23 protein-coding genes are annotated in these 26,975 nt (G+C 62.6%); 13 read left to right on the top strand and 10 right to left on the bottom strand.

The features are described from left to right. The first annotated feature begins 5 nt into the window (after window positions 1-5). From Q5H89_RS05295 to Q5H89_RS05250, 10 genes are all read left to right on the top strand, one after another. Window positions 6-302 carry a hypothetical protein gene (locus Q5H89_RS05295; RefSeq protein WP_305018258.1) on the top strand — a complete coding sequence of 99 codons (297 nt, stop codon included), beginning with the start codon at window positions 6-8 and terminating at the stop codon, window positions 300-302. 13 nt (window positions 303-315) lie between these two features. Next, entirely contained in the window at window positions 316-939 is a 624-nt protein-coding gene (pyrE, locus tag Q5H89_RS05290; RefSeq protein ID WP_305018257.1) for an orotate phosphoribosyltransferase, read from the top strand. Window positions 940-1,007: 68 nt separating this feature from the next. Next, window positions 1,008-4,052 (top strand): phosphoribosylformylglycinamidine synthase subunit PurL, encoded by a 3,045-nt coding sequence (locus Q5H89_RS05285; RefSeq protein ID WP_305018256.1) that lies wholly within the window; start codon window positions 1,008-1,010, stop codon window positions 4,050-4,052. A gap of 43 nt (window positions 4,053-4,095) precedes the next feature. Then, a complete protein-coding gene (locus Q5H89_RS05280; RefSeq protein ID WP_305018255.1) occupies window positions 4,096-5,430 on the top strand; it encodes a phosphoribosylformylglycinamidine synthase subunit PurQ in 1,335 nt (444 codons plus the stop codon). Window positions 5,431-5,517: 87 nt separating this feature from the next. After that, the gene (locus Q5H89_RS05275) at window positions 5,518-6,918 is read left to right on the top strand and encodes a phosphoribosylaminoimidazolesuccinocarboxamide synthase (protein WP_305018254.1); all 1,401 of its coding nucleotides are present in this window, start codon (window positions 5,518-5,520) and stop codon (window positions 6,916-6,918) included. A 101-nt stretch (window positions 6,919-7,019) separates the two neighbouring features. Then, entirely contained in the window at window positions 7,020-8,303 is a 1,284-nt protein-coding gene (gene purD, locus Q5H89_RS05270) for a phosphoribosylamine--glycine ligase (protein WP_305018253.1), read from the top strand. Next, window positions 8,304-8,924 (top strand): phosphoribosylglycinamide formyltransferase, encoded by a 621-nt coding sequence (gene purN / locus Q5H89_RS05265; protein ID WP_305018252.1) that lies wholly within the window; start codon window positions 8,304-8,306, stop codon window positions 8,922-8,924. A gap of 21 nt (window positions 8,925-8,945) precedes the next feature. Then, window positions 8,946-10,442, top strand: a complete 1,497-nt coding sequence (purF, locus tag Q5H89_RS05260; RefSeq protein WP_305018251.1) for an amidophosphoribosyltransferase — start codon at window positions 8,946-8,948, stop codon at window positions 10,440-10,442. A gap of 515 nt (window positions 10,443-10,957) precedes the next feature. Next, window positions 10,958-12,055 carry an AIR synthase-related protein gene (locus tag Q5H89_RS05255; RefSeq protein ID WP_305018250.1) on the top strand — a complete coding sequence of 366 codons (1,098 nt, stop codon included), beginning with the start codon at window positions 10,958-10,960 and terminating at the stop codon, window positions 12,053-12,055. Window positions 12,056-12,088: 33 nt separating this feature from the next. Next, window positions 12,089-12,667 (top strand): hypothetical protein, encoded by a 579-nt coding sequence (locus Q5H89_RS05250; protein ID WP_305018249.1) that lies wholly within the window; start codon window positions 12,089-12,091, stop codon window positions 12,665-12,667. A gap of 15 nt (window positions 12,668-12,682) precedes the next feature. Here the strand turns inward: Q5H89_RS05250 and Q5H89_RS05245 are convergent, their stop codons facing one another. Beyond that, complete coding sequence (locus Q5H89_RS05245; protein WP_305018248.1) at window positions 12,683-14,179, bottom strand: nicotinate phosphoribosyltransferase; 1,497 nt, start codon at window positions 14,177-14,179, stop codon at window positions 12,683-12,685. Between the two features lie 93 nt (window positions 14,180-14,272). Here Q5H89_RS05245 and Q5H89_RS05240 point away from each other — a divergent pair, with 93 nt between their 5' ends. Further along, window positions 14,273-14,959: a DUF1345 domain-containing protein gene (locus tag Q5H89_RS05240; RefSeq protein ID WP_305018247.1), complete on the top strand. Its 687-nt coding sequence runs from the start codon at window positions 14,273-14,275 to the stop codon at window positions 14,957-14,959. 37 nt (window positions 14,960-14,996) lie between these two features. Here the strand turns inward: Q5H89_RS05240 and Q5H89_RS05235 are convergent, their stop codons facing one another. Continuing rightward, entirely contained in the window at window positions 14,997-15,911 is a 915-nt protein-coding gene (locus tag Q5H89_RS05235; protein WP_305018246.1) for a DUF72 domain-containing protein, read from the bottom strand. 409 nt (window positions 15,912-16,320) lie between these two features. Between Q5H89_RS05235 and Q5H89_RS05230 the strand changes: the two genes are divergently transcribed. Beyond that, window positions 16,321-17,250: a septal ring lytic transglycosylase RlpA family protein gene (locus Q5H89_RS05230; RefSeq protein WP_305018245.1), complete on the top strand. Its 930-nt coding sequence runs from the start codon at window positions 16,321-16,323 to the stop codon at window positions 17,248-17,250. Window positions 17,251-17,330: 80 nt separating this feature from the next. Here Q5H89_RS05230 and Q5H89_RS05225 read toward each other — a convergent pair whose 3' ends face one another. The 6 genes from Q5H89_RS05225 to Q5H89_RS05200 all read right to left on the bottom strand — a co-directional run bounded on the left by Q5H89_RS05225 (window position 17,331) and on the right by Q5H89_RS05200 (window position 24,095). Next, a complete protein-coding gene (locus Q5H89_RS05225) occupies window positions 17,331-17,567 on the bottom strand; it encodes a hypothetical protein (protein WP_305018244.1) in 237 nt (78 codons plus the stop codon). A gap of 126 nt (window positions 17,568-17,693) precedes the next feature. Continuing rightward, window positions 17,694-19,271, bottom strand: a complete 1,578-nt coding sequence (locus tag Q5H89_RS05220) for a DUF1501 domain-containing protein (protein ID WP_305018243.1) — start codon at window positions 19,269-19,271, stop codon at window positions 17,694-17,696. Window positions 19,272-19,432: 161 nt separating this feature from the next. Beyond that, entirely contained in the window at window positions 19,433-21,160 is a 1,728-nt protein-coding gene (locus Q5H89_RS05215) for a DUF1800 domain-containing protein (protein ID WP_305018242.1), read from the bottom strand. Window positions 21,161-21,279: 119 nt separating this feature from the next. Beyond that, a complete protein-coding gene (locus Q5H89_RS05210; RefSeq protein WP_305018241.1) occupies window positions 21,280-22,170 on the bottom strand; it encodes a hypothetical protein in 891 nt (296 codons plus the stop codon). 125 nt (window positions 22,171-22,295) lie between these two features. Beyond that, entirely contained in the window at window positions 22,296-23,453 is a 1,158-nt protein-coding gene (locus tag Q5H89_RS05205) for a S1C family serine protease (RefSeq protein WP_305018240.1), read from the bottom strand. A gap of 45 nt (window positions 23,454-23,498) precedes the next feature. Beyond that, on the bottom strand, window positions 23,499-24,095 hold the full coding sequence (locus Q5H89_RS05200) for an RNA polymerase sigma factor (protein WP_369810638.1): 597 nt from the start codon (window positions 24,093-24,095) through the stop codon (window positions 23,499-23,501). A 146-nt stretch (window positions 24,096-24,241) separates the two neighbouring features. Between Q5H89_RS05200 and Q5H89_RS05195 the strand changes: the two genes are divergently transcribed. Then, window positions 24,242-24,505 (top strand): hypothetical protein, encoded by a 264-nt coding sequence (locus Q5H89_RS05195; RefSeq protein ID WP_305018239.1) that lies wholly within the window; start codon window positions 24,242-24,244, stop codon window positions 24,503-24,505. A gap of 115 nt (window positions 24,506-24,620) precedes the next feature. Here Q5H89_RS05195 and Q5H89_RS05190 read toward each other — a convergent pair whose 3' ends face one another. Beyond that, a complete protein-coding gene (locus Q5H89_RS05190; protein WP_305018238.1) occupies window positions 24,621-25,652 on the bottom strand; it encodes a 5-methylcytosine restriction system specificity protein McrC in 1,032 nt (343 codons plus the stop codon). Next, window positions 25,653-26,951 carry an McrB family protein gene (locus tag Q5H89_RS05185; RefSeq protein WP_305018237.1) on the bottom strand — a complete coding sequence of 433 codons (1,299 nt, stop codon included), beginning with the start codon at window positions 26,949-26,951 and terminating at the stop codon, window positions 25,653-25,655. Window positions 26,952-26,975 lie beyond the last annotated feature (24 nt).

The following is a 26,975-nucleotide window of genomic DNA, read 5'->3' as shown; positions in this document are numbered from 1 at the left end:
GAAGTATGCTAGAAGTGCAAGGTAAATTTCACGCGATTGACAGCTTTGCAATAAGAGCTAGAAAAGAATTTTACATCATCGGCCAGTTGGTAGAAGGCAAAGTAGAACCAAACTGGTTTGCTGGCATTCAGTTGAATCCATCGCTAGCCTTAACTGTGCGAATCAAGCAGATAGATACAGTTGAGATGTTTGGCGAGCAAGCAAGCTATCTGCTGCTTGTTGTTGAAGATGATGATTTTCTGTTATTAGGCTTGAACGTTGGTAGTGAGTTAATAAACATCACAGTCGAAGGCGAAGAATAACTAAATGGATACCATGAAACAACTATCTCCCGACCTCCCCCCCGCCGAAGTCGCTGCCATCCTCGAAGCGCAGTTGCGCGAGGAAGGCGCGCTGCTGAGCGGGCATTTTAAGCTCTCGTCGGGGCTGCACTCCGATACCTATGTGCAATGCGCCCGCTTTTTGCGTAAGCCTGAGCTAGCCGCGCCGGCCATGGCAGTGCTCGCCAAGCGCCTGCGCGACGCTGGCTTGCAGCCAGACACAGTGGTGGGCCCGGCGATGGGCGGCGTAGTCGTGAGCTACGAGCTAGCCCGGCAGCTCGGCGTGCCGTCACTTTTTACGGAGCGTGATGCGAACGGCGAAATGGTTTTGCGGCGCGGGTTCAATCTGACCCCTGGCGAAAGGGTAGTTATTGCCGAAGACGTAGTTACGACTGGCAAAAGCACCCTCGAAGTAGCACGGGTTTTACAGGAAATGGGGGTCGAAGTGCTGGCAGTGGTTTCTTTAATTGACCGCACCAATGGTGCCGCGCAGCTTCCGTTCCCGAACTTTGCCCTGTTGCCGGTGCAGGCGGCCGTTTTTGCGGCCGATGCGGTACCAGCGCACCTGGCCAAAATTCCGGCCGTAAAGCCCGGCAGTCGGCCGGACACGCAGGCCTAGAGGTTAGCAGCGGCAAGCGGCCGCTCGATTGCTCCACTTAACGGGCGGCTAGTTGTCGCCCCTCCAATTTGGAAACCACCCAGCATTCCATCCTCCTTACCCTCCAACCCGGCCGCCACGACGGCGACGGCCAGCGCGTGGCCGCCGACGCGGCCCGCCACCTGGGGCTAGCCACCGGCCAGGTGCGCAGCGCGGCGCTCTACGCCGTGCGCTACCCCGGCCTGAGCGCCCAGCAAGTGGCCGACTTCGCCGCCGCCTGCCTGCAAGACCCCGTGCTGCACACCGCCGCCATCGACCAGGTGGCCGCGCCCGCGGGTTTCAACAGCTACATCCTGGTGGCCAAAGGCCCGGGCGTGACCGACGACGAGGGCACCTCGGCCCAGAACGCGCTCGGCGACTTTCTTAACGAGCCCATCGATACCCGCACGCAGCACATTTTCTCGAAGCGGCTGTTCTTCGTAGAAAACGCGCTGCCTGCTGCCGACCTGCGCCGGCTAGCCGAAGAGCTGCTGGGCAACAAGCTCATCAACCGCTTTGAGGTAGGGGCCGTGGCCGATGGCATCCGCGACTACACGCCGCGCCCCGGCGGCGGCGCCGATGCCCGCACCGAAACCATCGTGCTCAGCGGCCTCAGCGATGAGCAATTGGTGCAGCTATCCAAAGACAACGTTTACGCCCTCAACCTGGCGGAGATGCAGGCCGTGCGCGACCACTTCGCGCAGGCTAGCCTGCGTGAGGAGCGGGTAGCGCTAGGCCTGCCGGCCGACCCCACGGACTGCGAGCTGGAAATTATCGCCCAAACCTGGTCGGAGCACTGCAAGCACAAGGAGTTCAGCGCCGTTATCAAGTATAAAAACCTGGAAACGGGCGCCGAGGAAGAGATTGACGGGCTGTTCAAAACATTCATTAAAGGCGCTACCAGTGAGGTAGATAGGCAGCTGCGCGCCAACGGCAACGACTGGCTCATCAAGGTGTTTTCGGACAATGCCGGCGCGGTGCGCATCAACCCCGAGTCGCTGTTTGTGTGGAAGGTCGAGACGCACAACTCGCCCTCGGCCATCGACCCCTACGGCGGGGCCATTACCGGCATTTTGGGCAACAACCGCGACCCGCTGGCTACCGGCATCGGCGGCGCCCGCTTGCTGTTCAATACCAATGTGTTGTGCTTTGGTAATCCTGATTACGACGGGGAATTGCTGACTGGCCAGCTGCACCCGCGCCGCATTTTTGAGGGCGTGCGCAAGGGCATTGAGGATGGCGGCAATAAATCGGGCGTGCCGACCGTGAACGGCGCCATCGTCTTCGACGACCGCTACGCCGGCAAGCCGCTCGTGTACTGCGGCACCGGCGCCGTGATGCCCATGCAGCTAGCCGGCCTCGATAGCTGGGAAAAGGTCATTCTGCCCGGCGACCGCATTATCATGGCCGGCGGCCGGGTGGGCAAAGACGGCATTCACGGCGCCACCTTCAGCAGCATCGAGCTGGATGAAGCCGCGCCCGCCACGGCCGTGCAAATCGGCTCGCCCATCACCCAGAAGCTGGCGATGGACTTCCTCATCCTGGCCACCCGGCGCGGCCTCATCCGGTGCAGCACCGACAACGGCGCGGGCGGCCTCTCGTCGAGCATCGGTGAGCTAGCCACTATCTCGGGCGGCGCGGTGGTGGAGCTGGAGAAAGTGCCCCTCAAGTATCCCGGCCTCAAGCCCTGGGAGATTTTCCTGAGCGAGTCGCAGGAGCGTTTCACGCTGGCCGTGGCGCCCGCCAAGCTCGATGAGCTGCTGGCGCTAGGCCGCGAAATGGAGGTGGAGTTGACCGATATCGGCTTCTTCAACGCCGAGGGCTCACTCGACGTACTGTTTGACAACCAGCCGATTGCCGGCCTCTCGCTGGACTTCCTGCACAACGGCGTGCCGCGCAAAACCCTGCTGGCCGAGTACGTGAAGCCCGCCGCCCAGGAGCCCGCGCTACCCGCCGGCCTCGACTACAACGACGTGCTGCTGAAGCTGCTAGGCTCGCTCAATATCTGCTCGCGCGAGTCGGTGATTCGGCAATACGACCACGAGGTAAAGGGCCGCACCGTAGTGAAGCCGCTGATGGGCGCCACCGGCCAGGCCCCGCAGGATGCCGCCGTGGTGCGCTTCAACTTCGAGAGCTGGGAGGGCGTGGCCGTGAGCAACGGCATCCTGCCCCGCCTGGGCGACCTGGATGCTTATCAGATGTCGGCCGGCTCGTTTGACGAGGCCGTGCGGCAAATTATTTCGGTGGGCGGCAAGCTGCCCAACCTCACGCCGGGCGACGGGATTTTCTGGTCGGTAAACGACAATTTCTGCGTGCCCGACTCGGTCTACGACCCCGCCAGCAACCCCGACGGCAAGCAGAAGCTCGCCAAGCTGGTGCAGATGTGCCAGGCCCTGCGCGACGCCTGCGCCGCCTACTGCATCCCGCTCACTTCGGGCAAGGACTCGATGAAGAACGACTTCAAGGCCGACGGGGTGAAAATCTCGGTGCCGCCCACGGTGCTCTACTCCATGACCGCCAAGGTCGAAGACGTGCGCCAGGTCGTGACCTCCGACTTCAAACAGGCCGGCGACGTGGTGTACCTGCTCGGCGAAACCTATGACGAGCTGGGCGGCTCGGAGTTTTACCAGCTGTATAATGAGCTGGGGGCCAACGTGCCCAAGGTTGATTTTGCCAAGGCCAAGGCGCTGTATACCCTGGTGGGCGAGGCCAACGACCAGCAGCTCATTCAGAGCAGCCACGACCTGAGCGATGGCGGCCTGGCCGTGGCATTGGCCGAATGCACCTTCGGCCGCGATGGGCTAGGGGCTGCCGTTGAACTGCCCCAAACTGGCTTGTCTTTAGTGGCTCAGCTGTTTTCGGAGTCACACTCGCGCTTTGTGGTGAGCGTGGCACCGGAGGACGTAACAGCTTTCGAGAGCATTTTGGAGGAGCGCGCCACCCGGCTAGGGGTCGTGACGGACGACGGGCAGCTGCGGGTGCAGCACGGCAGCCGCGAGCTGCTGCGCGCCGCCACCCACGCCCTGCGCGCCGCCTGGACCAACGGGCCCGTAAACCAAACCATTGGCCTGGAAGCCGCCGCGGCGCTACATTAATAAGTAATAGCAAATGGCGAGTACCCTAGCAGGGCCAGCATCCATGATAGCATCCGAAAACAACGCGCCCCGCGCCCTCATCCTTACCGGCTTCGGCATCAACTGCGAAGAGGAAATGGCCGCCGCCTACCGCCTGGCCGGGGGTGCGCCCACCATCGTGCACCTCAACGAGGTGCTGCACGGCCGGGTGAGCATCCATGACTTTGATATTCTGAATTTTCCGGGCGGCTTTTCGTTCGGCGACGACCTGGGCTCGGGCGTGGTGCTGGCCAACAAGCTGCGCTACCGCCAGACCGGCGCCGCCGGCCGCACGCTGCTCAGCGATATCCGCGAGTTTGTGGCCGCCGGCAAGTTTGTGCTCGGCATCTGCAACGGCTTTCAGGTGCTGGTAAAGCTCGGCCTGCTGCCCAACCTGGGCGGCAACTTCGAGCCCGAAGTGACGCTGACGCACAACGCCTCGGGCCGCTACGAAGACCGCTGGGTGCGCCTCGTGGTGAACCCGCAGGCCAAAACGCCCTTCCTGAGCGGCCTGACTACGCTGGAAGTGCCCGTGCGCCACGGCGAAGGCCGCCTGGTAGTGCCCGACGCCGCCACCCGCGCGCGCATCGTGGCACTCGGCCTCAACTGCCTGACCTACGCCGGCCACGACGACCTCGAAACCGGCACCTATCCGCTTAACCCCAACGGGGCCGACCTCAACTGCGCCGGCCTCACCGACCCCACGGGCCACATTTTTGGCCTCATGCCGCACCCAGAGGCTTACCTGGCCGGCTGCAATCACCCCGACTGGGGCCTGAAAAAGCGCCGCGGCGAGCTGAAGGACGAAGGGGAGGGGTTGGCTATCTTTAAGAATATCGTGCGGTATTTGCAGCCCTACCCCCCGGCCCCCTCCCCTGCGGGGGAAGGGGAGCCTGACGACGCTTTTTTGGTGGAGGAGGGACGGCCGCACTATGAGCGGCGGCAACAGCGGCCGGCTGGGCTGACTACTTCGGTTAAAGACGACGTTTTTACAGCCGATAAGGGCAAGTGGGACGCGCTTAAGCAGTATAGCCGCCAGATGCGTAAAGCGCCTACGGAAGCCGAAAACGAGCTTTGGCAGGCATTGCGCGGGCAAAAGCTGGGCGTGGCCTTCCGTCGCCAGCATGCCATTGAGGGCTACATCGCCGATTTCGTAAGCCTAGCCGATAAGCTGATAATTGAACTGGATGGCGGCTATCACAATGAGCCCGAACAAGCTGACTACGACCGGGGCCGCACCCAAGCGCTCGAAGAGCGAGGCTATCAAGTACTGCGCTTTGCCAATGAGCAAGTAATGAATCAGTTGCCCCAGGTATTGCAAGCAATTACGGCCAACCTAAATAAAAACACGCAAGCTTAATTCCAACCATAAACCGCCCAACCTAACATCTCCGTCAGGCTCCCCCTCCCCCGCAGGGGAGGGGGCCGGGGGGTGGGGCTGCCCGTTATGAACACCCTCCCGCATTTCGCTACCCCCCAGCTCCAGCTCCTGCACCGCGGCAAAGTTCGCGATAGCTACCGCATCGACGACCAGACGCGCCTCATCGTCGTTACCGACCGCCTCTCGGCCTTCGACTCGGTGCTCGACACGGCCGTGCCCCACAAAGGCGCGGTGCTTAATGGCCTAGCCAACTTCTGGTTTGAGAAAACGGCCCACATCATCCCCAACCACGTGAAGGCGATGATTGACGCCAATGCCATGCTGGTGAAGGAGGCGCAACCCATTAAGGTGGAGATGATTGTGCGCAACTACATCACCGGCTCGATGCTGCGCGGCTACCAGAAAGGCCAGCGCACGTTCTCGGGCGTGACCGTGCCCGACGGGCTGACCAAGCACCAGCAGTTCCCTACCCCCATCGTGACGCCGACCACCAAGGAGGAGTCGGACCGCGAAATCACCCCCGACAACCTCGTGAGTGAGGGTTGGGTAAGCCGCGAGCTTTATGATAAAATGGCCGAGAAGGCGCTGGAGCTGTTCAAAGTAGGCTCCGATTTACTGGCCTCGCAGGGCATCATCCTGGTAGATACCAAGTATGAGTTTGGCCTGCTGAACGGCGAGCTGATTCTGATTGACGAAATCCACACGCCCGACTCGTCGCGCTTCTGGAGCGCTGCCGACTACGCCCAAAACCCTGAGGGCGCCGAGCAGATGGACAAGGAGTACGTGCGCCAGTGGCTGATTGCCAATAAGGTAGACGGTAAGTACCCCCGCGCCCTCACCCCTGAAGTAGCTCAGGAAGCCACTAACCGCTACCTCGACATCTACCAGCGCATTGTGGGCAAGCCCCTGCCCACGGCCGACGAAACCGCCACTGGCGGCAACGTAGCCAACCGTTTGGTTAGCAACCTGGTAAAAGCCGGCCTGATGAAGGACGCCTGGGTGAACATCGTGATGGGCTCGCCCGCCGACAAAGAGCACTGCCAAAAAATCCGCTCGTTCTTCGATGGCTACGAAGTGTTCACGCAGCTGCGCGTGACCTCGGCCCACAAAAACGGTGAGGAAATCGGCCCGATGGCCGAAGTCTGGAACCGCTCGATTGAGCCCGGCGTGATTATCGCCGTGGCTGGCCTCTCGAACGGGCTAGGGGGGGCTCTGGCTGCCAACGTGAACGTGCCCGTTATCTCGTGCCCGCCGTGGAAGGACTACGCCGAGCTGGCCATGAACCTGAACTCGTCGGTTATCATGCCCAGCGGCACGCCTAACCTGACGGTAGTTCGCCCCGACAATGCTGCCCAAGCCGCGTTGCGCGCCCTCAACACGCCGCGCTTGCGCGAGCGTCTGCGCCACGAAATTGCCCAGACTAAAGCCAAGCTGCGGGCGGCGGACGCTGAATTAAAGGCGCTTTAATTTTTAACGCGAAGTCTCGCGAAGTGAGGAGGGCTGGTAAAGCCGAACTGCCTGACGTTGTGAGTCTTCGCGTTATCCTTCGCAAAACCTCGCGCTATTCCATGTCAAAACCTCTCGTCCTCCTTGGCTCCGGTGCCCGTGAGCACGCCCTGGCTACCAAGCTCCGCCAGGATGGCGCTACCGTGCATGTGCTGCCCGGCAATGCAGGCATCCCCGGCAGCGTGGCTAGTATCAGCGCCACCGATTTTCCGGCTATCCGGGATTTCTGCACTGAGCACGCCGTTAAGCTGATTGTGGTGGGCCCCGAAGCACCCCTAGCCGCCGGTGTGGCCGATTTCTTTCTGAATACCGACATCCGCGTGTTTGGCCCACGCCGGCAGGCAGCTACGCTGGAAAGCTCGAAGGTGTGGAGCAAGGACTTCATGCGCCGCCACGGCGTGGCCACGGCCCGCGCCTGGAGCTACCGCAGCGACCGCCTGGCCGAGGCCCAGGCCAAGGTAGAAGAGCTGGCCGGCCACGTAGTAGTAAAGTACGACGGCCTGGCTGCTGGCAAAGGCGTGTACGTGTGCAGCTCGGTGGCCGAAGCCACGGCCGCCCTAGCCGAACTGCGCGAGCTGCACGAAGGCTGGTTTTCGGTGTTGCTCGAAGAGAAGCTGACCGGCCCGGAGGTCAGCCTCATCGGCCTGACGGATGGTAACCGCATCCGCCTGCTAGCCCCGGCCCAGGACCACAAGCAGCTGCTGGCTGGCGATGAAGGCCCCAACACGGGCGGCATGGGCGCCTACTGCCCGGTGCCTTTTCTGGATGATAACTGGCTGGCGGCCATTCGCAAAGATATCATCGACCCCACACTGCGCGGCTTGCAGGCCGAGCCGTTCGACTTCGTAGGCTTTCTCTACTTTGGGGTGATGCTGACGCCTGGCGGCCCCAAACTGCTCGAATACAACGTGCGCCTCGGCGACCCCGAGGCCGAGGTTATCCTGCCGGCCCTCGAAACGAGTTTGCTCGAACTAATAGAGGCGACGCTCGACGGCAACCTGGCCCAAACCGTGGTGCGCCAGCGCCCCGGCGCGTTTGTGGGTTTGGTGCTGGCCTCGGGTGGCTACCCGGCGGCGCAGTTTCCGACGGGGTTTCCCATCCACGGCATTGGTAATCAAGGAGAAGGTACCCAAGTATTTGTAGGTGGTGTGAAAGCGGGCGAACAGCCCGGCGAGCTGCTCACCAACGGCGGCCGGGTGGCCGTGCTCGTGTCGCACGGGCCCGACCTGCCCACTGCCATTCAGCTAGCCTACGCTGAGGTCGAACTGGTTTATTTTCAGGATAAGTACGTGCGCGCTGACATCGGCCAGCGCCCCGCCCCGCAGCTCGAAATGAGCGCTTACTAAATGACCCACCAACGTCTTGCCCGCCTCGCTATCCTGCTCTCCGGCCGCGGCTCCAACATGCTGGCGCTGGCCGAGGCGGTGCGCGCCGGCGTATTGCACGGGCTGGCCGAAGTAGCCGTGGTATTTAGCAACGACCCGGCCGCGCCCGGCTTAGAAGCAGCGGCCGCGCTGGGCTTGCCCACGGTTAGCCTCCTCTCCAAAGGCCGCAAGCGCGAAAGCTTTGACCTGGAAGTGGCTGATATATTGCGGCAATACCGGCCCGATTATGTGGTGCTGGCGGGCTACATGCGCGTGCTTTCGCCGGCCTTCGTGCGGGCGTTTGCGGGCCGCATTATCAATATTCACCCCGCCGATACGCACCAGCACCAGGGCCTGCACGCCTACGAATGGGCGTTTGACAACCGCTTGCCCGCAACCAAAATTACCGTCCATTTGGTTGACGAAGGGCTTGATACGGGGCCAATTCTGGCGCAGCAGGTTGTAAATTTGGAAGGAGCCGCTACGCTGGCCGAGGTGCAGCGCCGGGGCCTGGCGGTGGAGCATGTGTTGTATGCGCAGACGCTGGCGAACCTCCTTACGGAAGCTGCTGCCCCCGCACCTTCCCCAACTCCTAATTCATAATTCTTAACTCCTACTTAAATTATGTGTGGCATCGTAGGTTTTCACGGCCCCGAGCGCGTGGTGGGCGATATGATTATCGGCCTCACCGCCCTTCAGCACCGGGGGCAGGATGCCGCCGGCATTGCCACGTTCGACGGCGACGCCTTTCACCTGCACAAGGGGCAAGGCTTGGTCAATGACGTTTTTAAGCCCAAGCACACTAAAAAGCTCACCGGCAACACCGGCATCGGGCACGTGCGCTACACCACGCAGGGCGCCAACGATTCGGACCTGGCGCAGCCGTTTACCACGAGCTACCCCTTCGGGCTAGCCATGGTGCACAACGGCAACGTCATCAACTTCCGCGACGTGGCCAGGCTGCTGCACGAGAAGTACCACGTGCTGCCCAAAACGACCAACGACCTGGAACTCATCATGTACACCTTCGCGTCGGAGCTGCGCGTGAAGGACCTGGACCGGCTCTCGGTAGTCGATATCTTCGACGCCGTGGAGACGACCCAGGAGTTGGTGAAGGGCGCCTATGCCACCGTTACCATCATTGCCGGGCACGGCCTGCTGGCCTTCACCGACCCGCTAGGCATCCGCCCGCTAGTGATGGGCCGCCGTGACACGCCCGATGGCCCCGTGTACGCCTTCGCGTCCGAAAGCACCTGCTTTGACTACCTCGATTTTGAGTTTGTGGAGAACGTCGGCCCCGGCCAGGCCGTGTTTATCGACAACGATTTCAAGGTTCACTACAAAAACCAGAACGAGCTGCCGAAGGCCTTCTGCGTATTCGAGCAGATTTACTTCGCCCGCGAAGACTCGACCATCCACGGCCGCCTGGTGGCCCGCGAGCGCGTGCGCCTCGGCAAAATCATCGCCCGCAAGGTGGTCGATGCCGGCCTCAAGCCCGATATGGTGATTGACGTGCCCTCTTCGGGCTACTTCTCAGCCTCGGGGCTAGCCGAGGCCATCGGCGTGCCCTACCGCCGGGCGCTGGTCAAAAACAACCACATGGGCCGCTCGTTCATCGTGCCTACCCAGGCAGGCCGCGAAGACGTGGTGAAGAAAAAGCTGAACCCCATCCGGGCCTTTGTGGAGGGCAAAAAGGTGGCCGTGGTAGACGACAGCATCGTGCGCGGCACCACGTCGCGCCGCATCGTGCGGCTGCTGCGCGAGGCGGGGGCTAGCGAGGTGTACTTCATTTCGAGCGCGCCGCCGCTGGTGTCGCCCTGCATCTACGGCATCGACATGGCCATGAGCACCGAGCTGATTGCGGCCAACTACACGGAGGACGAAATATGCCGCTATATCGAGGCTGATAAAGTTATTTATCAGGATTTGAGCGACTTGCAGGACCTTTTTGCCGAGGAGCGCGGCCACGGCGGCTCGTGCTTCGCCTGCTTCACCGGCCAGTACCCGACCGGCGACGTGACCCACTACCTGCGCCACGTGCAGGAGGAGCGCCTGAGCCACCGCGGCCCCAAAAACACGGCCTCGGTGAGCGCTAAGGCGCCCGCGCCGACCGAGCACTAAATACTTAATAGTAGACTTCATGAACGGCTATCTTGCTCTCGGGATACTACTGATGGAGTTCGGGCTTTTGATGGAAATTCAAAAGCGACTAGGTTTCTGGGCAGCTCTGGTTATCTCACTGTTCATTAGCCTGACGATAGTATTCAGCTATTTTTACTTGAGATACTTCATTCCGCTCCGAAAAAAGGAGACAGGATTCGAGTATGTGTATGTAGAAGATGATGGCACAGTTCGAGAAGTATCGGAAGATGACCAGACGTATCTGAACACGCATTTTCACCCTAGCGACGGTGCTAGGCCATACATAAAAACGCAGTACAAGAGCAGAAATGGCTGGGGCAACATAAGTGGCTTTATTCCTCGGCGTAGAGTCCCGCGTCGGCTGCCAATTAGCCCATATGTCCCAAGCGACAAGCCCTAAGAAGACGCTTTTTATTGTCAATAACCTCATTTATACCCATGCCGCCGTGGTTCCCCTCTCCCGAAGGGAGGGGGCCGGGGGTGGGGTCCACCGCATGAACAACGCCCAAACCCCCGACGCCGGCTACTCCATCGACCTCGGCAACGCCGCCTCGAAAAATGCCTACAACTGGTCGAAAAAAACCTTCGCTACCCGCGCGGGCCTGCCCGGCGAGCCCGCCCGCGACCTCGACGGCGGCTTCAGCAACGAAATCCGCTTCGGCCAGGAGCGCCTGGGTATCAGCTCGGATGGTATCGGGACCAAAATCGAGTTGGGCGAGCGCCTCGATAAGTACGATACGCTAGGGTATGACCTGGTGGCTATGACCGCCGACGACCTCATCGCCGCCGGCTTCGTGCCCACCAACCTCTCGAACATCATCGACGTGAACACCCTCGACTACGACGTGGTGGACGAGATGATGCGCGGCCTGCACGACGCCTGCCAGTTCTCGAAAATTGCCATCACGGGCGGCGAGATTGCCGAGCTGGGCAACCGCATCGGCGGCTTCCCCGGCGCCCGCATGAACTTCAACTGGTGCTCTACGGCCATCGGTGTGCTGCACCCTAGCCTCGACCAGCCCCTGAGCGGGGCCACGGCCCAGGCCGGCGATGCGGTGGTGGCCCTGCGCTCGCCCTCGTTCCGCTCCAACGGCTACTCGCTGGCTCGCAAGACCTTGCAGCGCCTCTTCGGCGACAACTGGCACCGCCAGGCCTACGACGGCACCGACGCCGACCAGTACGCCACCTGGGGCGAGGCCCTGCTCGCGCCCTCGCTCATCTACGCGCCCGCCCTCACGGCGGTGCTCGACGCCGGCCTGCCCCTGCGCGGCGCGGCCCACATCACGGGCGGCGGCGTGGCCGACAACTTCAAGCGCGTGCTCAAAAACGGCCTCGGCGCGGTGCTCGACAACCTCTTCGCGCCCCTGCCCGCCATGCAGCGCCTCTGCGAAATCGGCGGCATCAGCCCCGAAACCGCCTACCTCTACTGGAACATGGGCAACGGCATGCTGCTCGTAGTAGCCCCCGAAGCCGCCGAAGCCACCGTGCAGCAGCTCGCCCAAAGCGGCTACCAGGCCCAGCTAGCCGGCTACCTCACCACCGAGGCTGGCGTGACGCTGCGCGTAGCGGCGGGGGAGTTGAAGTATACCTAATATTTACTTTAAACGATTGTGATGAGGGGTTGCTTGTCGCTGTTTTTTGGAGCTATAGGAGTTCTCACTATAGTCTTACTCTTCATCAGTGTATTTGGTGGAGTTCAAATTCCCGAAGACAAAGCCCTACGTAAGACGATAACTAAAAGTATCGGCGTAATAAAGAACAAGCCGCTATCAGACAGCCTCACCATCGATATGGTGAGGCTGACTACTTTTCAATGGGATACTTTATATGTTTTTAGCGGTGATAATAGTGAAGATTTTATTTCTCAAGCAATAGGGGTTTCTTGGAATAAGGGAGAGACTTCAGGTTGGTATGATGCCAATCCTGATAATCTCTTTATTTTTAAGCATAAGGGGAAAATAGTGTCATATGTATGGTATGAAGGTTTCGGGGGTGAGCCGACAGAACCGGATTTCATTCATTTCCAAATGCATCTTAGCAATGCAGAGCTATTCACGCCTACTACTGCTAGATTCAACATATTCAGAGAAAAACGCGACCCAAACTTTATTCAACTTATCGATAGTAAAAGGAAGAATTCTATTTATAGACCAGGCTTTAATCCTCAAAATGTTAGCCGCATAGATTGGCGTTACCATGGCTAGAATCCCCTCTGCCCCTTACGCCGGCCGCACCGGCCGCTTCGCCAGCATCAACTGCGTGCGGAACTCGTGCAGCCCCTGCTCTAGGCCCACCGGGTACACGTGCGGGTTGAGGTAGCGGCGGATGCTGGCGTCGAGGCTAGCCACCTGCTGGCGGGCGTGGGCGCGGCTCTCGGCCAGGGTGGGCAGGGGCTGCACGAGGCGGCCCTGGTGCAGCACGGAGGCTAGCAGGTCCACGTAGGGCGCGCCGGGGCGCACGGGGCGGCGGCGCGTGGCATCGGCGGGGTCGAGGAGGATGGGCGCGGCGGGCAGCGGCTGGGCGGCGGCCACGTTGTAAATCATGTCGGCGCGGGGCTGGCTGGCCTCGCCCAGGTAGCGGCGCACCTGCAAGATGCCGGGGATGCTGGTTTTGGCCTGCTGCTCGGAGAGCTTGATGGTGAAGTCCCAGCCCTGGCCGTCGGCGGTGCGCAGGGCGGCGAGCTTGTACACGCCCCCGAGGGCCGCCTGGTTGTAGGCCGTCACGAGTTGGGTGCCCACGCCCCAGGTATCGATGCGGGCGCCCTGCTGCTTGAGGCTGGTGATGAGATTTTCCTCTAAGTCGTTGCTGGCCACGATGCGGACTTTTTCCAGGCCCGCCGCGTCGAGCAGCTTGCGGGCTTCTTTGGAGAGGTAGGCCAGGTCGCCCGAGTCGAGGCGGATGCCGCCTAACTCGTGGCCGTTTTGCCGCATTTCGAGGGCTACTTCGATGGCGTGGCGCACGCCGTCGAGCGTGTCGTAGGTATCGACCAGGAATACCGAGTCGTCGGGGAAGGCGTCGGCGTAGGCGCGGAAGGCATCTGCTTCATTCTCAAACGTCATGACCCAGCTGTGGGCGTGGGTGCCGCGCACCGGAATGCCGTAGCGCTGGCCGGCCAGCACATTGCTGGTGGCATCGGCCCCGCCGAGGTAGGCCGCTCTGCTAGCCCCCAGGCCGCCATCGGGCCCCTGGGCGCGGCGCAGGCCAAACTCCAGCACGGCATCATCGGGGCCGGCGGCGTCGCGCACGCGGGCGGCCTTGGTGGCAATAAGAGTTTGGAAATTAACGAGCGTGAGCAGCGCCGTTTCCACCAGCTGGGCTTGCAGCAGTGGGCCCTGCACGCGCACTAGTGGCTCATTGCCAAATACTACCGTGCCCTCGGCCACGGCATCCACGTCGCAAGTGAACTTCAAGTCTTTCAGGTAAGCCAGAAACTCATCGGGGAAAAGCCGGCTGCCCTTGCTGCCTTGCAGGCTAGCCAGGTACGTAATATCATCGTCCGAAAAGCGTAGCGTTTCCAGATAATCCACGGCCAGCGCTAGCCCTGCCGCCACCGCGTAGCCCCCATTAAAAGGCGCCTTGCGGAAATAGAGGTGAAATACGGCCTCGCGCTCATGCAGGCCCTGCTTCCAATAGCCATAGGCCATGGTGAGCTGGTAGAGGTCGGTGAGCAAAGCCAGCGAGGGCTGGTAGAGGCCGGAGAGGGGGGCGCTGTTCATGGGGCAAAGCAAAGCAGCAAAAGCTGAACCGGCGCAGCTACCCGTATTCGCGCATTCATGCGCAACGCCGGGGCGGAGTGCTACCTTGGGGGCGTGAAAGATTCTGTTGCTTCGCTGGCGTGGTGGTACCCGCTAGCCCATATGCCAGCCACCCTGCGCTTGTTGGCGGGGCTGTTAATAGGCGTGGCCGCCTGGGCGCTCAGCCCCGCGCACTACCACGTGCTGGTTCGGCTTATTATCGGTTGGGATGCTTTTAGTATTACCTCGCTCTCGCTTATCTGGGCCGGTATTTACACCGCCGATGCCGACCGCATCCGGGCCGTGGCGTCTTCCGAAGACCTGAGCCGCTTGTTGAGTTTCCTATTTGTGCTGGTGGCGGCGGCAGCTAGCCTACTGGCCGTAGTAGTGCTGCTGGGCACCAGCCACGGCCTGCCGCCGGCGGTGCTGGCCCGCCACATTGCGCTCAGCGGCGTGGCCGTGCTAGCCTCCTGGCTGCTGGTGCACACGGTATTCACGCTGCGCTACGCCCACCAGTACTACGATGCTAACCCCGACGGTTCCGACATGGGCGGCCTCGAATTTCCGGGCGGCGAAAAAGAGCCTAACTACCTCGACATCGCCTACTTTGCCTTCGTAGTGGGCATGACCGCCCAAACGGCCGATGTTAGCATCAGCGGCCGGCCCCTGCGCCGGCTAGCCCTGCTACACGGCCTTCTCTCTTTCTTCTTTAATACGGCCCTGGTAGCGCTGGTTATCAACGGCGTAGCAGGCATACTTTAACTAATGAACAGTGAGTAAGTGACAACTACTCACCGCCTTAAAACAGGCTGCCCTGCACCTGCTGCGGAATAAGCCGGGGCGGCGGCACCACAATACCCGTAAGCTCGCGCATGCGGGCCAGAAAGTGCTGCGCCCAAATGGGCGCGTGGCGCACATCCTTCTGATGAATAAAGACATACGCCGTTTGCAAGCCCTGCGCGTACCACGCGGCCAGGCGCTCGGCCCAGGCGTCGGCGCGGGCGTAGTCGCTGGGTATCAGGCCGTGGCCATTCAGGCGCAAAAGGGCCGTGGGCGTGGTGAGGCGCTGGGCCAGCACATCGCGCCGGCCCGCCACATCCGTGATAACGAGCGTTTTGTTGAGGGCTTCGAGCGTGGCAAAAACGCTGTCGGCTAACGCCTTGTCCGAAAACCAGCGCGGGTGGCGCAGCTCCACAGCCAGGGGCACCGCGGCGGGCCAGTCGAGCAGGAAGCGCTCCAGGCGCGGCAGCAGCTCGGGGCCAAAATGCGGCGGCAGCTGCAAAAAGCAGGTGCCCAGGTTATCGCCCAGCTCCTGCACGGCGCGCGTAAAGCTGAGCGTGAGTGCATCGGTATTGTACAGCTCCCGCTCGTGGCTGATGCTGCGCGGCAGCTTGGGGCAAAACTTGAAGCCGGGCCCCACCAGCTCGCGCCAGCGCCGCACAGTGGGCGCGTCGGGAATGCGGTAGTGCGTGGTATTCAGCTCAATAGAGTTGAACTGCTGGGCATAGTACTTCAGAAAATCGGGCTCCTTGGCGCCCAGCGGAAAGTAAGAGCCTAGCCACTCCTTATTCGTCCAGATGGGGCAACCCACGTACAGGCTGGGCGCCGCCGGGGCTGGCTGCCCGGCCCGGCCTAGTACCTGGGCGGTGTCGGGGTGGTCGGGGGACAGGCGAAAATCAACGTAGCGCAGGTCGGGCAGGCGGCCAAAATCCATGCGGCGAAGGTACGGGCTTTTACGGAATCGCGGGCGCGGGAACTTACAACCAATTTAGCAATCTGGCAACAGGCCCGCAGGCTTAAACTAAAGCTTTAAGCCAAAATTTTACACGCGCCGGATAATCGCATTTCACTAGATGTATTGTAAAAGTGCAAAAACTAACGATAATGCGCCTTAACTAAACACAATTGCGCCTTTCTCGCCCTAGCAGCACACGTCTTAAATACAAGATTTATAAGCAAAGTGCAATTATTGGGTGAGGTTAAGCAGCTTAGTATTGCCAAGGTGGTTGTTTTAAAAAAGCTGGCCCTACATTCGGTTAGTTCACCATCCTATCAAGCGCATGCCGCTTACGCGAATAAATTATTTACCTTCCGCTTTTCTCATTCAATGCCTTTGCTGGCTTGTGCTGGGAACCGGGCTAGTACTGCCGGCCGAGGCCCGCACGAACCGGGCGCACAAGCTGCACCGCCGGCACGCACGCCGCCGCATCCACATTCCGCGGATGCTGCCCACCTTTATTCCGGCAGCCCGCGAGGGATACGCCACCATTTTGCGGGGCCGCGCCTCGTGGTATGGCAAGCGTTTCCAGGGCAAAAAAACCACGAGCGGCGAGCGGTTTAATCGCCACGAGTACACCTGCGCGCACAAAACACTGCCCTTCGGCACCCGCCTGCGGGTAACCAACCTTGACAATGGCGTGACGGTGGTAGTGCGCGTCACCGACCGCGGCCCGTTCCGCCACGAGCGTATCATTGACCTGGCTGAGGTAGCCGCCCGCCCGCTAGGCCTCGTAGAAGCTGGGGCGGCCACCGTAGTAGCCGAAATAGTAGAGCCTACCACGCCGCTAGGCCTCACCGACACGCCCAGCAACCTGGAGCAGCTGCAAGCCGCCGACCCCAATCCGCACGCGCCGTTCACGGCCTACCTGCTGCCAGAGTTCAACGCCCCGGCGCTGGCGGCAGCTCCGGCCGCTAGCCCTGCACCCGCTGGCCCGCTGGCAACTGATGCGGCGGCTTCGCCTTCGGTCGCCCCGCGCTTTTTGGTGCAGGCTGGCACGTATGCCGAGCCGCAGAGTGCCCGTGCGGCCCTCGCCCGCATTCTGACCATCGACCAGTCGCTGCCGGCCGAAATCGTGACCACCACCGTAGATGGTCGCCCGCACAGCCGCGTAGTGATAGGCCAGCTCGACAGCTGGCTGGCTGCCGAAACCGTGCGCCGCAACCTACAGCTGTGGGGCATGGCCGCCTTGGTGTGCCAGCTGCCAGCCGGCGCCACGGTTGCCAGCACCGAAAAAGCAACAGCTACGCTGGCCGTAGCCGGCCCGCTTAAATAAAGCTGGGCTAGCCCAGCCAATGCACAAAAAGCGGCTTCTCTGGGTAGAGAAGCCGCTTTTTGTGTATACTGCTTAAGAGCTTATTCCTCCGAAGCGCGCTTAATAACCACGATGGCTACCACCGCCACGGCGGCCACGCTCAGGATGAGCTGCGTAGAGGAGAAATTTTTAGAAGCCTTGCGCAGCAGGGTGCCGCCATTTTTGAGCAGGTCGTCCATGTGCTCGGTTTTGCCCTGAAACACGTTCACGGCCGCCTCAAAGGTGCGGGCGATGTCTTCGGGAAGAATTTTTTCGATTTGTTGCAGCTGGTCAGCCATGAGAAAAGCAGATTGGGGGTGAATTGGCAGGTGGCCCGGCGAGCAAGCCAGCCTTCGGGAGGCTTCTACGCAAAAGGGCGGCTAGCGTTCCTGCGCAGCTTACTTCCGGGCGGCCTGCGTGCTCAGCTACTCGGCCACCACCAGCACCAGCGAGCTACTGCGGCCGCCCTCGCGCACCACGCAGTGGTAGGCACCGGGCGCCAGGCTGCCTACCTGCAGCGGCACGCGCTGCACGCCGTGGCCCAGCGTGCGGCCATCGACGGGCCGGCTTACCTCGCGCCCCAGCCCGTCGAAAATGCTGACTTGCACCGCCTCGCCCTGGCTCTCAAACAGCGCCGTAGCCTGCACGCGGGCCGGGTTGGGATAGAGGCTGAAGCCCGGCACCGGCGCGGCGCCGGGCGTGGTGGCCAAGGCCGTTTGCCTGATAACCGGCACGTAGGGAAAGGCTTGCCCAAAGAGCTGATTGAGCGTGGCTTGCGGCACCAGAAACCAGTCTTTAAGAATGCTCGTGTATACGCTGCGGAAGTCAATCTGCATGGCTACATTGTCATTCACGCCGGCATTGGTGGGCAAGGTGGGGTTGGCACCGTGCACCAAGGGGTTGGCCTGCGAGCCAAATACCAGCAGCGGGGCCGCCGCGCCGTGGTCGGTGCCATAGCCCGAGTTGGCCTTGATGCGCCGCCCAAACTCCGAGAACGTAATTCCGATAACCCGGTCTTGCACCCCTAGCCGCCGCAGGTCGTCCTGAAAGGCATTGATGCCGTCGGCCAGCTTGCCCAGCAGCGTGGCGTGGGCGCCGGTAGTGGTGCTGCCCGTGGTGGGCACCTGGCCTGAGTGCAGGTCGAAGCCGCCGAGCTGGCACACGTAAATACGCGTTTGCAGCCCGCCCGCCACGAGCTGGGCCACGATTTTGAGCTGGTCGGCCAGGGCATTCTGGCCGGCGGTGGGGTAGAGGGGCGACAGGTTTTTGGCCTTGCCGGCCGCCGTCTGAATGGCTGTAGTGTACACCTGCGTCTGGCTCACCACCTGCCGGATAAACGTGAGTTCGTGCCCGGCCTGGGTGGCCGGCGCGGCATCCACGCCGCCGCTCAGCAGCTGGTAAAAGCTTGAGGTACTGGCAATGGCCATGCCCATATTCACCACCGGGCCCTGCACGCAGTTGCTCACCACCGAGCCAATGCTCACGGCCAGCGGGTCGGGGTTGGCAGCGCTGGGGTAGCCGGTAGGGTAATTCGGAAATTCGCCATCGAGGTAGCGGCCACCCCAGCCGGTGGTCCATACCACATCCGAGCTGGAGCCGGAAGTCCAGATATCCGTGGCCCGGAAGTGCGAAAAATTCGGGTTAGGATAGCCCACGCTCTGCACCACCCCTAGCTGGCCATTCTTGAACAACTGCTGCGCCGTGGCCATGGCCGGGTGCATGCCGGTGGCCGTGGTGAGCGGCAGCACCTGGCTCTGGGGCAGCATGATGCTGGGCCGGGCCGCCGCCAGCGCGGCGTACTGGTCCACCGGAATTATCATGTTCAGCCCGTCGTTGCCGCCCTGCAATTGCACGATTACCAATACCTTATCGGTAGCCGTGGCGGCGTTGGTGAGCGCTGCCAGCTCGGGCGAGTAGCCGTAGGCCCCGATGGGAAAGCCACTGAGCAGGGCCACGCCCGTAGTGGCCGCGGCAGAAGTCTGAAGAAAGGCGCGGCGTTTCATAAATGTAGTAAACGGTCATTGCGAGGAGGCACGACGAAGCAATCTTTCCTTGCTGGGTGTACCGATGAACTAGCAGTAGTTTTTTAGGAATTGCGAGGCAGCCCCGACGGTAAGGAAAGATTGCTTCGTCGTGCCTCCTCGCAATGACAATCCCGCATCAGTTAGCTCAGCTGATACTCGGCTAGCCCCGCCAGCGCCTTGGCCATGGCCGAAAGCTTGGTAGCTACCGCGTTGCGCTTGGCCGTATTGGTGGGCGCGGCCTGAAACTGGTTCCACTCGGCCGTCCATTCAAAATCGGGCAGGCCAGGAATGAGGGCATTTTTGAGGAACGCCAGCTGGTTGGCCGTGAGGTCGAGCGGCACCATGAGCTGTGCAAACTCGGCAATGACGAGGTTGGGGTCCTGGGCTGTGGCCGGGGGCAGCGCCTGCACCCAGGCCACGAGGTCGGCCTTGATGGTGAAGCCGTTGCGCGTATAGCCGGTGGTGGACAGAAAAAGGTCGGTAGCTTGGTTGCGGCGCGGCAGCGTCACGGCATTTATCCACAGCTCGTGGAACTGTGGCGTTTGGTAGTAAGCCGCCCAGCCGGCCACATTGGGCGGGTCGCCGAGGGTTTGCTGCTGCACCAGGGCTAGCGAGTAGAGGTAGTCCCACATACCGTACTGCGCCACCGGGCTGCTGGCGGGCGGAAAAACCAGCTCAAACTGCCGGCACGCTCCGATAGTGAAATCGAGCGGACTCTTAATGAGGCAGCCCACATTGGCCGTGTCAAAAAAATGCTGCGAGCCCAGCAGCGCCCGCAGCACCGGCGCCACCTCATAGTTGCTGCTTACCAGCAGGCTGGCCAGCGGCTGAATGATGTCGCTTTCCACTTGGGCATCAATCACATAGTACACAAACCACCGGTAAAGCTTGCGCACCAGAAACGCCGCCGTGGCCGACTGCTTGAAAATCAGGTCCAGCAAATCCTGGTATTCGCTAGCCCCGTTGGGCGCAATCTTGGCGTTGCCGAAGGCCGCCGAAAACTGCTTGGTGCTCGTGTCGTGGCGGCTGGCCGTGAAGTAGCCCTTTACGGTGGTGGCATCGTCGCGCCAGCCAGTGAGCACCTTGGCGGCGGCCTGCACGTCGGCCTCGGTATAGGTGGTGTAGTTGCCAGCCGCAATGAGTGGCCCCTTGCCCAGCGTAAACAGTTCCAGCAGCTCGCGGCCGTAGTTCTCGTTGGGGGCGCTGGCCGTGCTGGCATTGCCATTGAGGTAGCGTAGCATGGCCGGGTTAATGGTCATGTCCTTAGCCAGTTGCTTGACATTGCCGAGCGCATATTGGCGCAGCAGCCGCACGTACTCGTAGCCATACTGCGCGCTGTTGATGTCGCCAAACTCCACCACGAAGTGGTTGTGCCAGAACAGCGTCATCTTCTCGCTCAGCGATGCGCCCTGCCCTAGCTGCTGGCTCAGCCACCAGTCGCGCAGCGAGGTGCGGCGCGCGCCCTCCAGCGTTTGGTCGAAGGCCTGGCTCACCCACGTCTGGCCGATGGCCACGGTGGTGTCGGCCGTGCTCACGCTCACGGGTGGGCTAGGGGTGGCCGGCCCGGTCAGCAGCCCATCGAGCACCGCCGCGAGCGAGGAGCCGGCCGCCGCCTGAATCTCGCCCCGCGTGGGCCCAAACAAGCTGCGCCGCAGCAGGTGCGCCGCCTGCGCCGCGCCCCAGGGCCCGGTATAGGGCGCCAGCGTAGCGGCCGTGGCGCTGAGGCGCGTCGGCAGCACTTTGTTGGCGAAGGGGCTGACTTTTTCGGGTGGGTCGCCGGGGCCGCTGGCAGGGGCCAGCACGGCGGCCGCCGTGGCCGTTGTTCGTTGTGAGAAAGCCTTGGGTTGAAGTAGCGCTCGGCGGTTCATAGGCGGCAGCTAAGCAGGTGCTTGGTAAAGATGCCGTTTTTTAAGCAAAGTTTAATGCCTGTAAGACAAAATTTTACTTGGAATTTTGTGAGCTGTGGCCCCTTGCTGGCCAGCACCCGCTAGGCCCCGGAAAGTAGCAAATCGGCCGGCAGCTGCCAGCCCCGCCCCAGCCAGCGCCGCACCGCCCGCTGCCACCCCGGCAGCGCCCGAAACCGGGCCTTGCCCTCGGCTAGGGCGGGCACGTCGAGGCCGGCGGCGCGGGCCTGCCAGTCGGCCAGGGTGCGGCCGGGCGCGGGGCTGAAAAGCCGGCCCAGCACCGGCCTGATTTCCTTTAAATTCCAGTAGTGGTACACCCACGGCGCGGCCGCGCGCACCGGCCCCGAGCGCGCCCATACCACGCTGAAGGCCAGCTGCTCCATCACGTGCTTGGGGTAGAGACGGTACAGCTGCTCGGTGAGGGCGAGTACCTCGACCAGTAGCGGCGCATCGGTGGGGCTGCACAGGCCCAGCACGCCCGCATTATACATGTGCGTTTCGGGGCCGATGGTGCCGCCCACCAGCGCTGGCCCGCCGCTGGCCTGCTGCAAGGCCCGGTTTATCTTGCGGTTCAGGGGGTTGCCGTCGCCGAGGCGGCCTTCGCCCACGTGCATAAAGCGCTCGCCCTGGGCTAGCGCGGCAAAGATGGCGGCCGGCGACTGCGTGAAAATGGTATCGGTATCCACGTACAGCAGCTGGCCCGCGTAGTGCGCCGCCGCGTGCTGCAATACTTTGATTTTGACCCGGTGCACAAAATCTATTTCGCCGCGCCAGGCCCGCCACTGCGCCGGCTCGATAAAGACGTAGGCCACGCCTGGCGCATCGCCCAGCACCGCCCGAAAATGCGCCGGGTTGTCGGTGTATACGAGCACAGTGGCCCCGGCCGGCTGCCGCAGGTAGGAAAGAATACTCAGCAAGGCCTCGTTGAGAATGTCGGGGCTGCCGTAAGCTTGGTAAAGGAGGTAATTGCCCATGCCCGGCAAAGGTCGGGGCAAACTGCCGGGCTAGCCGCAGCTTTCGGCCCGTGGCAGCGGCAGGCTAAGGCCCAAAAAAGCCCCGCCAACCGGCGGGGCTTCTCACGCTTTTTGCAGAAGGCAGGTTAATCTTGCTCGTACACCTTCACCACGAATACGAAGTCTTGCAGGCGCTTCACCTGCTGGGCGCGGCCGGCGCCGGCCAGCTGGTTGGCGTGGGGCATGCGGTAGGGCTGGGTCGTTTGCTTGTTTTTAAGCGAATCGACCAAGCGCACCAGGTACGATGACTTGGTAGCGAAAGCTGCGCTCTGCACATCGTCCTGGCGGCCGCTGAGCACCCCAATGAGGTTGCCCTGGCCATCGAGCAGCGGCCCGCCCGAGTTGCCGGGGTTCACCGGAATGCTTACCTGGTAAAACGCCGTGTCGCCGCCAAAGCCCGAGCGGGCGCTCAGCGCGCCTTCGCCATACACCACGTCTTCGCGCGGGTACCCTAGCGTGTACACCCGCTCGCCGAGGTCGGCCTGCCCGCCCTTAAAAGTGTAGGGCAGCCGGCCGAAACCCGCGAACTTGGCATCCTTAATGCGCAGAATGGCCAGGTCGTGCTTCACGTCGGAGTACACCGTTTCGGCGTGGTAGCGCTGGTGGTTGCGGCTCTCAATCAACAGCGAATCAGCGCCTTGAATGACGTGGGCACTGGTTACCAGGTAGCCATCGGCCGTGAGGGCGAAGCCCGTACCGCCAAACTTGCCCGGGTCAACTGTGGTCGGTACACTGCCATCAATCTTGGCGTTGAGTACCCGTTGGTTACGCTTGAGCTTATCAAGCTCGCGGCGCAGCACCGTGTAGCCGTAGAGCGACGGCTGGGTGCGGGCCGAGCGCCACAAATCGAGCCCTAGCAGCGTGCAAAACACGGCCAGCACGGCCACCGAGGCGGCCACGCCCACCGTGGCGCGGTGCCCGCTCCAGAACTCGCGCAGCCGGCGCTCGGTGCGCGAAATGCGCAGCATGGGGTTCACGGTGTGCGTGAGGGCCGGGGCCGTCTCAACCACCGGGGTGGCTTCGGCGGCGAGCATGGCCTCGTGCAGGGCGCTGATTGTGTGGCGGGTGCGGCGGCGCTCGCCGTAGGCGTGCAGCGTGCCCGTGAGGTCCAGAAACTCCGTATAGAGCTGCTGAAACCGGGGCTCGGCGCTGAGCCGGGCTTCGAGGCTAGCCCGCGCGCCGGCCGCCAGCTCACCGCGCTGGTAAGCTTCAAAAAGGGCGTAGTAATCGGCTTCGGTTTGCATGGCGGGGCGTCGGGCGGGGCGGGGGCTCAGGCCGACTGGTTAAGCTTAAACTTCTTTATAACTGGCAAAAAACAACTTCTTCAGGCGCGTTAAGCACTTGTATTTCTGGGTTTTGGCGGTGTCGGCGTTGGTGTAGCCGTGCTCCGCCGTGAGGTCGAGCATCGATTTGTCGAGCAGGTAAAAGCCTTCGAGCAGCGAGCGGCAGGGCTCGCCCAGGTGGGTAAGCGCCTCGCTCATGGTGGCAAAGCGCCGGTCGCGCTCCTCGGCTTCCTGCAAGTCATCCTCGGCCCCGGTGTTGAGGTAGGGGCCGTACTCTTCCTCGTCGAGCAGGCGCACCCCGTGCAGCCGGCTCTTGGTAGTCAAGCGCTTGAGCCACAGGCGGCGGCACACGGCGTAGAGGTAGGTTTTAATCTGGCAGCTCAGCTCCAGCGAGCCTTCGCGTACCTTTTCATAAAACACCATCACGCCCTCCTGGTACACGTCGCGGGCATCGTCCTCCGAGCCGCTGTTTTGCAGCACGAAGTGCGAAACCATCGGCCAGTGCAGGCGGTAGAGCTGGCTCAGGGCCCGCTCGTCGCCACCGTGAATGGCTTTGATGAGTTGGGCATCGGCTGCCAGCGCCGTTGTGCTATCCATGTTCATTCGCTTCGGGGCTTAATGCCGGCTAACGGGCAGTAGTAACCCATGAAAAAAACTTTTAAAAATTTTTGCAACCGGCGGGTTACCTATCCGTAGCGGTGGCATTAAGGGCAGCTTTTTCGCTAATCCCTTTTCAAATTTACCCCAAGATGAACAACCTGCTGAAAGTATCTGCCCTGTTCCTGGCTGTTGGCCTGGCTTCGTGCGAGTCGAAATCGACCACCGAGTCGACCACCACCACTCCTGCTACCACTGAGTCGACTTCGACCATGAGCACGAGCACGGACTCGACGGCTACCGCTCCGGCTGCTGACGCTACTGCTGCTCCGGCCGCTGGCGCTACCACCACTGATGGCGCTATGGCTCCTGCCGCTGGCACCACCACCACCACGACTGAAGAAGTTAAGAAGTAATTAGGGCTGGGCCTGGCCCAGCGTAGTTTCTGCAAAAAAGGCCCGCACAGCAATGTGCGGGCCTTTTTTATGCCATCCGCTGACGGCGCTTATCCTACGGGCATCTGCCTTGTAATCAATCAATCAGCCCTAGCAAGCTGGCCGCGATGCCGGGCCAGGGCTGGTGCAGGTCGAGCGTGACGATGCGCACCGGGTGGCCGCCCAGCGCGTAGCGCACATCCACGGCGGCCGTGGCGGCGGGGTAGAGCAAGATGCCTTCGAGCGCCTGGCCGGGCGCCGGGCGCAGGTTTTGGAGGTAGGCGTAGAGCTGGTAGAGGTGCGGCGCAATAAGCCGCTGCTGGTCGTAGCGCGGGCGCAGCGCGGCGGCGTAGTACTTGGTATCGAGGATGATTTTGCGGCTAGGGCTCTCCAAGGTAGTGTCGGTGAGCATGGTGGGCAGCAGGGCCAGGTCGGGCGCGTGGGCAGCTTCAGCCTGCCAGGCAATAGTTTCGGTAAATACGCGGTACTGGCGCTGCTCGCGGCGGTAGAAATTGCGCACGGCCTGCTCGAAAAGCCGGGCCATCAGCCGCTCATCGCGCCGAAAATCGGCGAAGCGGCCCCGGCTGCCCTCGGCCGGGGCAGGCAGCGAAGTTTCGTAAATCAACTCGCAGATGTGCAGCAAAAAAGCCTCGGCCGAGGCTAGCCGCTGGCGGCGCAAGGCGGCAAAAACCGGCGCGGCCGGGGCCAGCGGCCGCACGCTGGCCGGCAGCCGGCGGCGCAGCTGGCTTACCTGGCGGCGCAGGGCCAGCGGCAGGCCGGGGTGCGGCACCAGCGCCGCCAGGGTGCCGGCCAGCAGCTGGTGCAGCGGCTGGTTGGGGCTCAGCTCGTCGAAGCTGCACACGGCCCGGCCCCGCGGCAGCAGGCCGCGGCCCAGCGTGGGGGCTAGCTCGATGCGGCCGCGTAGCTGATTGGTTTCCTGCTCGTGGGCTAGGAAGGCTAGCGGCAGCCCGGTGCGGAGCAGCCGGCCGGCGGCGTGCAGTAGCATCTGGGTCAGCAGCTCCAGCGGGCGGTGGAAGGGCGCGGCCTCGGTGGCTTGCAGCACGGCCGGCTCGGGCAGGCGCTGCCAGGCGTAGCACAGCAGGTAGTAGAGCGTGGCGAGCGGAATCATTTATAAATCAGCTACTAGCAACCGTAGCTGGGCCGCGGCCTTATCGGGCTGCTCGCGCCAGTAGTCGGCTAGCAGCGGGCCGATTTCCTGCTCGAAAACCAGGCGCAGCCACGCCCTGGCCTCGGCCGGCGGGGCCGGCGGCACGCAGAAATAGCTGTGGCCAATTTCAAAGTCGGGCCCTAGCTCGGGGTCGGCCGCGATAACGTGGTTGAGGGCCGCCATGCGCTCGGCGAGCAGCGCGATGAGCGACGCCGGAACCTGGCTGGTCTTCAGCAGCTTCTGCAGCGGCGGGCCAAACTGCGGCGCCAGGCCCACGAAGGCGAAGCGCCGCCGCAGCGCGTAGTCGAGCGGGGCCAGCGAGCGGTCGGCCAGGTTGAGCGTGCCGATGACGTACAGGTTTTCGGGCACAAAAAAGCGTGGCGCGCCGGGCGGCGCATAGGGTAGGCGCAGGGCGTGGGCGGGGCCGCGCTTGTCGGGTTCCAGCAGCAGCAGTAATTCGCCAAAAATGCGCGCCACGTTGCCCCGGTTCAGCTCGTCAATCAGCAAGAAGTAGGGCTGCCCAGGGTCTTGGGCGGCGCGTTGGCACAGCAGCGGCAGCACGCCCGGCACCAGCTGAAACTGGCCCTTGGCGCCGGGCCGGAAGCCGAGCATAAAATCTTCGTAGCTGTAGCTGGGGTGAAACTGAATAAGCTCGATGCGGCGCTCGTCCTGCGCCCCTAGCAGCAGCCAGGCCAGGCGCCGGGCCAGAAAAGTTTTGCCGGTGCCGGGTGGGCCTTGCAGCAGTAGCGCCCGGCGGCGGCGCAGGCCGGCCAGGGCTGCTTCCAGCTCATTGGCAGCTATAAACAGCTCGGTTAACGCCTCGGCTTTGGTATAGGCAGTGGGCGAGATGGCGTAGGCGGCGCCGGGCTCGGCGGCCAGCGCGGCCGAGCTGAGCAGCGACGCTTCGGAGCCGGTATACAATTCTTCGGCCTGCTGCTCGGCAGCCTGGCCCTGGTCTTGGGCCGAGCCGGCGGCCAGCACCGGGCGCTTGGCCACGATGGTGAAGTCGAGGGCTTCGAGCAGGGCATTGGTGGGCTGGCCGGCGCCGTGGGGCCAGCGCGCCTGCGGGTCGGACTGCGCCAGGCGATACGCCAGCTCGGCCACGGCGCGCGGCGGGTAGCGGCGGCCCCGGTACAGCAGCTCGTACACGGTGCTGGGGGGCAGGCGGCGGCCTTCGCGCTCCACCAGGCGCAGGGCGCGCAGCACTTGCTCGCGGGTGAGGGGGGAGGCTGGCGGAGAGGAGGTGAGAGCGGTAGTCACGGTGCAAAAGAACACGTACTGGCA

The organism is Hymenobacter cheonanensis, from assembly GCF_030581075.1.
Classification (GTDB): domain Bacteria; phylum Bacteroidota; class Bacteroidia; order Cytophagales; family Hymenobacteraceae; genus Hymenobacter.
The sequence above is the reverse complement of the archived record's forward strand: the minus strand, read 5'-3'. Positions and strand labels throughout refer to the sequence as shown.

Coding starts and splice junctions, on each gene's coding strand:
- Q5H89_RS05280 (WP_305018255.1), top strand. CDS start 4,096: ATGATAGCATCCGAAAACAACGCGCCCCGCGCCCTCATCCTTACCGGC.
- Q5H89_RS05200 (WP_369810638.1), bottom strand. CDS start 24,095: ATGAACATGGATAGCACAACGGCGCTGGCAGCCGATGCCCAACTCATC.
- purN (WP_305018252.1), top strand. CDS start 8,304: ATGACCCACCAACGTCTTGCCCGCCTCGCTATCCTGCTCTCCGGCCGC.
- Q5H89_RS05210 (WP_305018241.1), bottom strand. CDS start 22,170: ATGGGCAATTACCTCCTTTACCAAGCTTACGGCAGCCCCGACATTCTC.
- Q5H89_RS05235 (WP_305018246.1), bottom strand. CDS start 15,911: ATGGATTTTGGCCGCCTGCCCGACCTGCGCTACGTTGATTTTCGCCTG.
- pyrE (WP_305018257.1), top strand. CDS start 316: ATGAAACAACTATCTCCCGACCTCCCCCCCGCCGAAGTCGCTGCCATC.
- purD (WP_305018253.1), top strand. CDS start 7,020: ATGTCAAAACCTCTCGTCCTCCTTGGCTCCGGTGCCCGTGAGCACGCC.
- Q5H89_RS05220 (WP_305018243.1), bottom strand. CDS start 19,271: ATGAAACGCCGCGCCTTTCTTCAGACTTCTGCCGCGGCCACTACGGGC.
- Q5H89_RS05255 (WP_305018250.1), top strand. CDS start 10,958: ATGAACAACGCCCAAACCCCCGACGCCGGCTACTCCATCGACCTCGGC.
- Q5H89_RS05190 (WP_305018238.1), bottom strand. CDS start 25,652: ATGATTCCGCTCGCCACGCTCTACTACCTGCTGTGCTACGCCTGGCAG.
- purF (WP_305018251.1), top strand. CDS start 8,946: ATGTGTGGCATCGTAGGTTTTCACGGCCCCGAGCGCGTGGTGGGCGAT.
- Q5H89_RS05205 (WP_305018240.1), bottom strand. CDS start 23,453: ATGCAAACCGAAGCCGATTACTACGCCCTTTTTGAAGCTTACCAGCGC.
- Q5H89_RS05225 (WP_305018244.1), bottom strand. CDS start 17,567: ATGGCTGACCAGCTGCAACAAATCGAAAAAATTCTTCCCGAAGACATC.
- Q5H89_RS05275 (WP_305018254.1), top strand. CDS start 5,518: ATGAACACCCTCCCGCATTTCGCTACCCCCCAGCTCCAGCTCCTGCAC.
- Q5H89_RS05245 (WP_305018248.1), bottom strand. CDS start 14,179: ATGAACAGCGCCCCCCTCTCCGGCCTCTACCAGCCCTCGCTGGCTTTG.
- Q5H89_RS05295 (WP_305018258.1), top strand. CDS start 6: ATGCTAGAAGTGCAAGGTAAATTTCACGCGATTGACAGCTTTGCAATA.
- Q5H89_RS05215 (WP_305018242.1), bottom strand. CDS start 21,160: ATGAACCGCCGAGCGCTACTTCAACCCAAGGCTTTCTCACAACGAACA.
- Q5H89_RS05195 (WP_305018239.1), top strand. CDS start 24,242: ATGAACAACCTGCTGAAAGTATCTGCCCTGTTCCTGGCTGTTGGCCTG.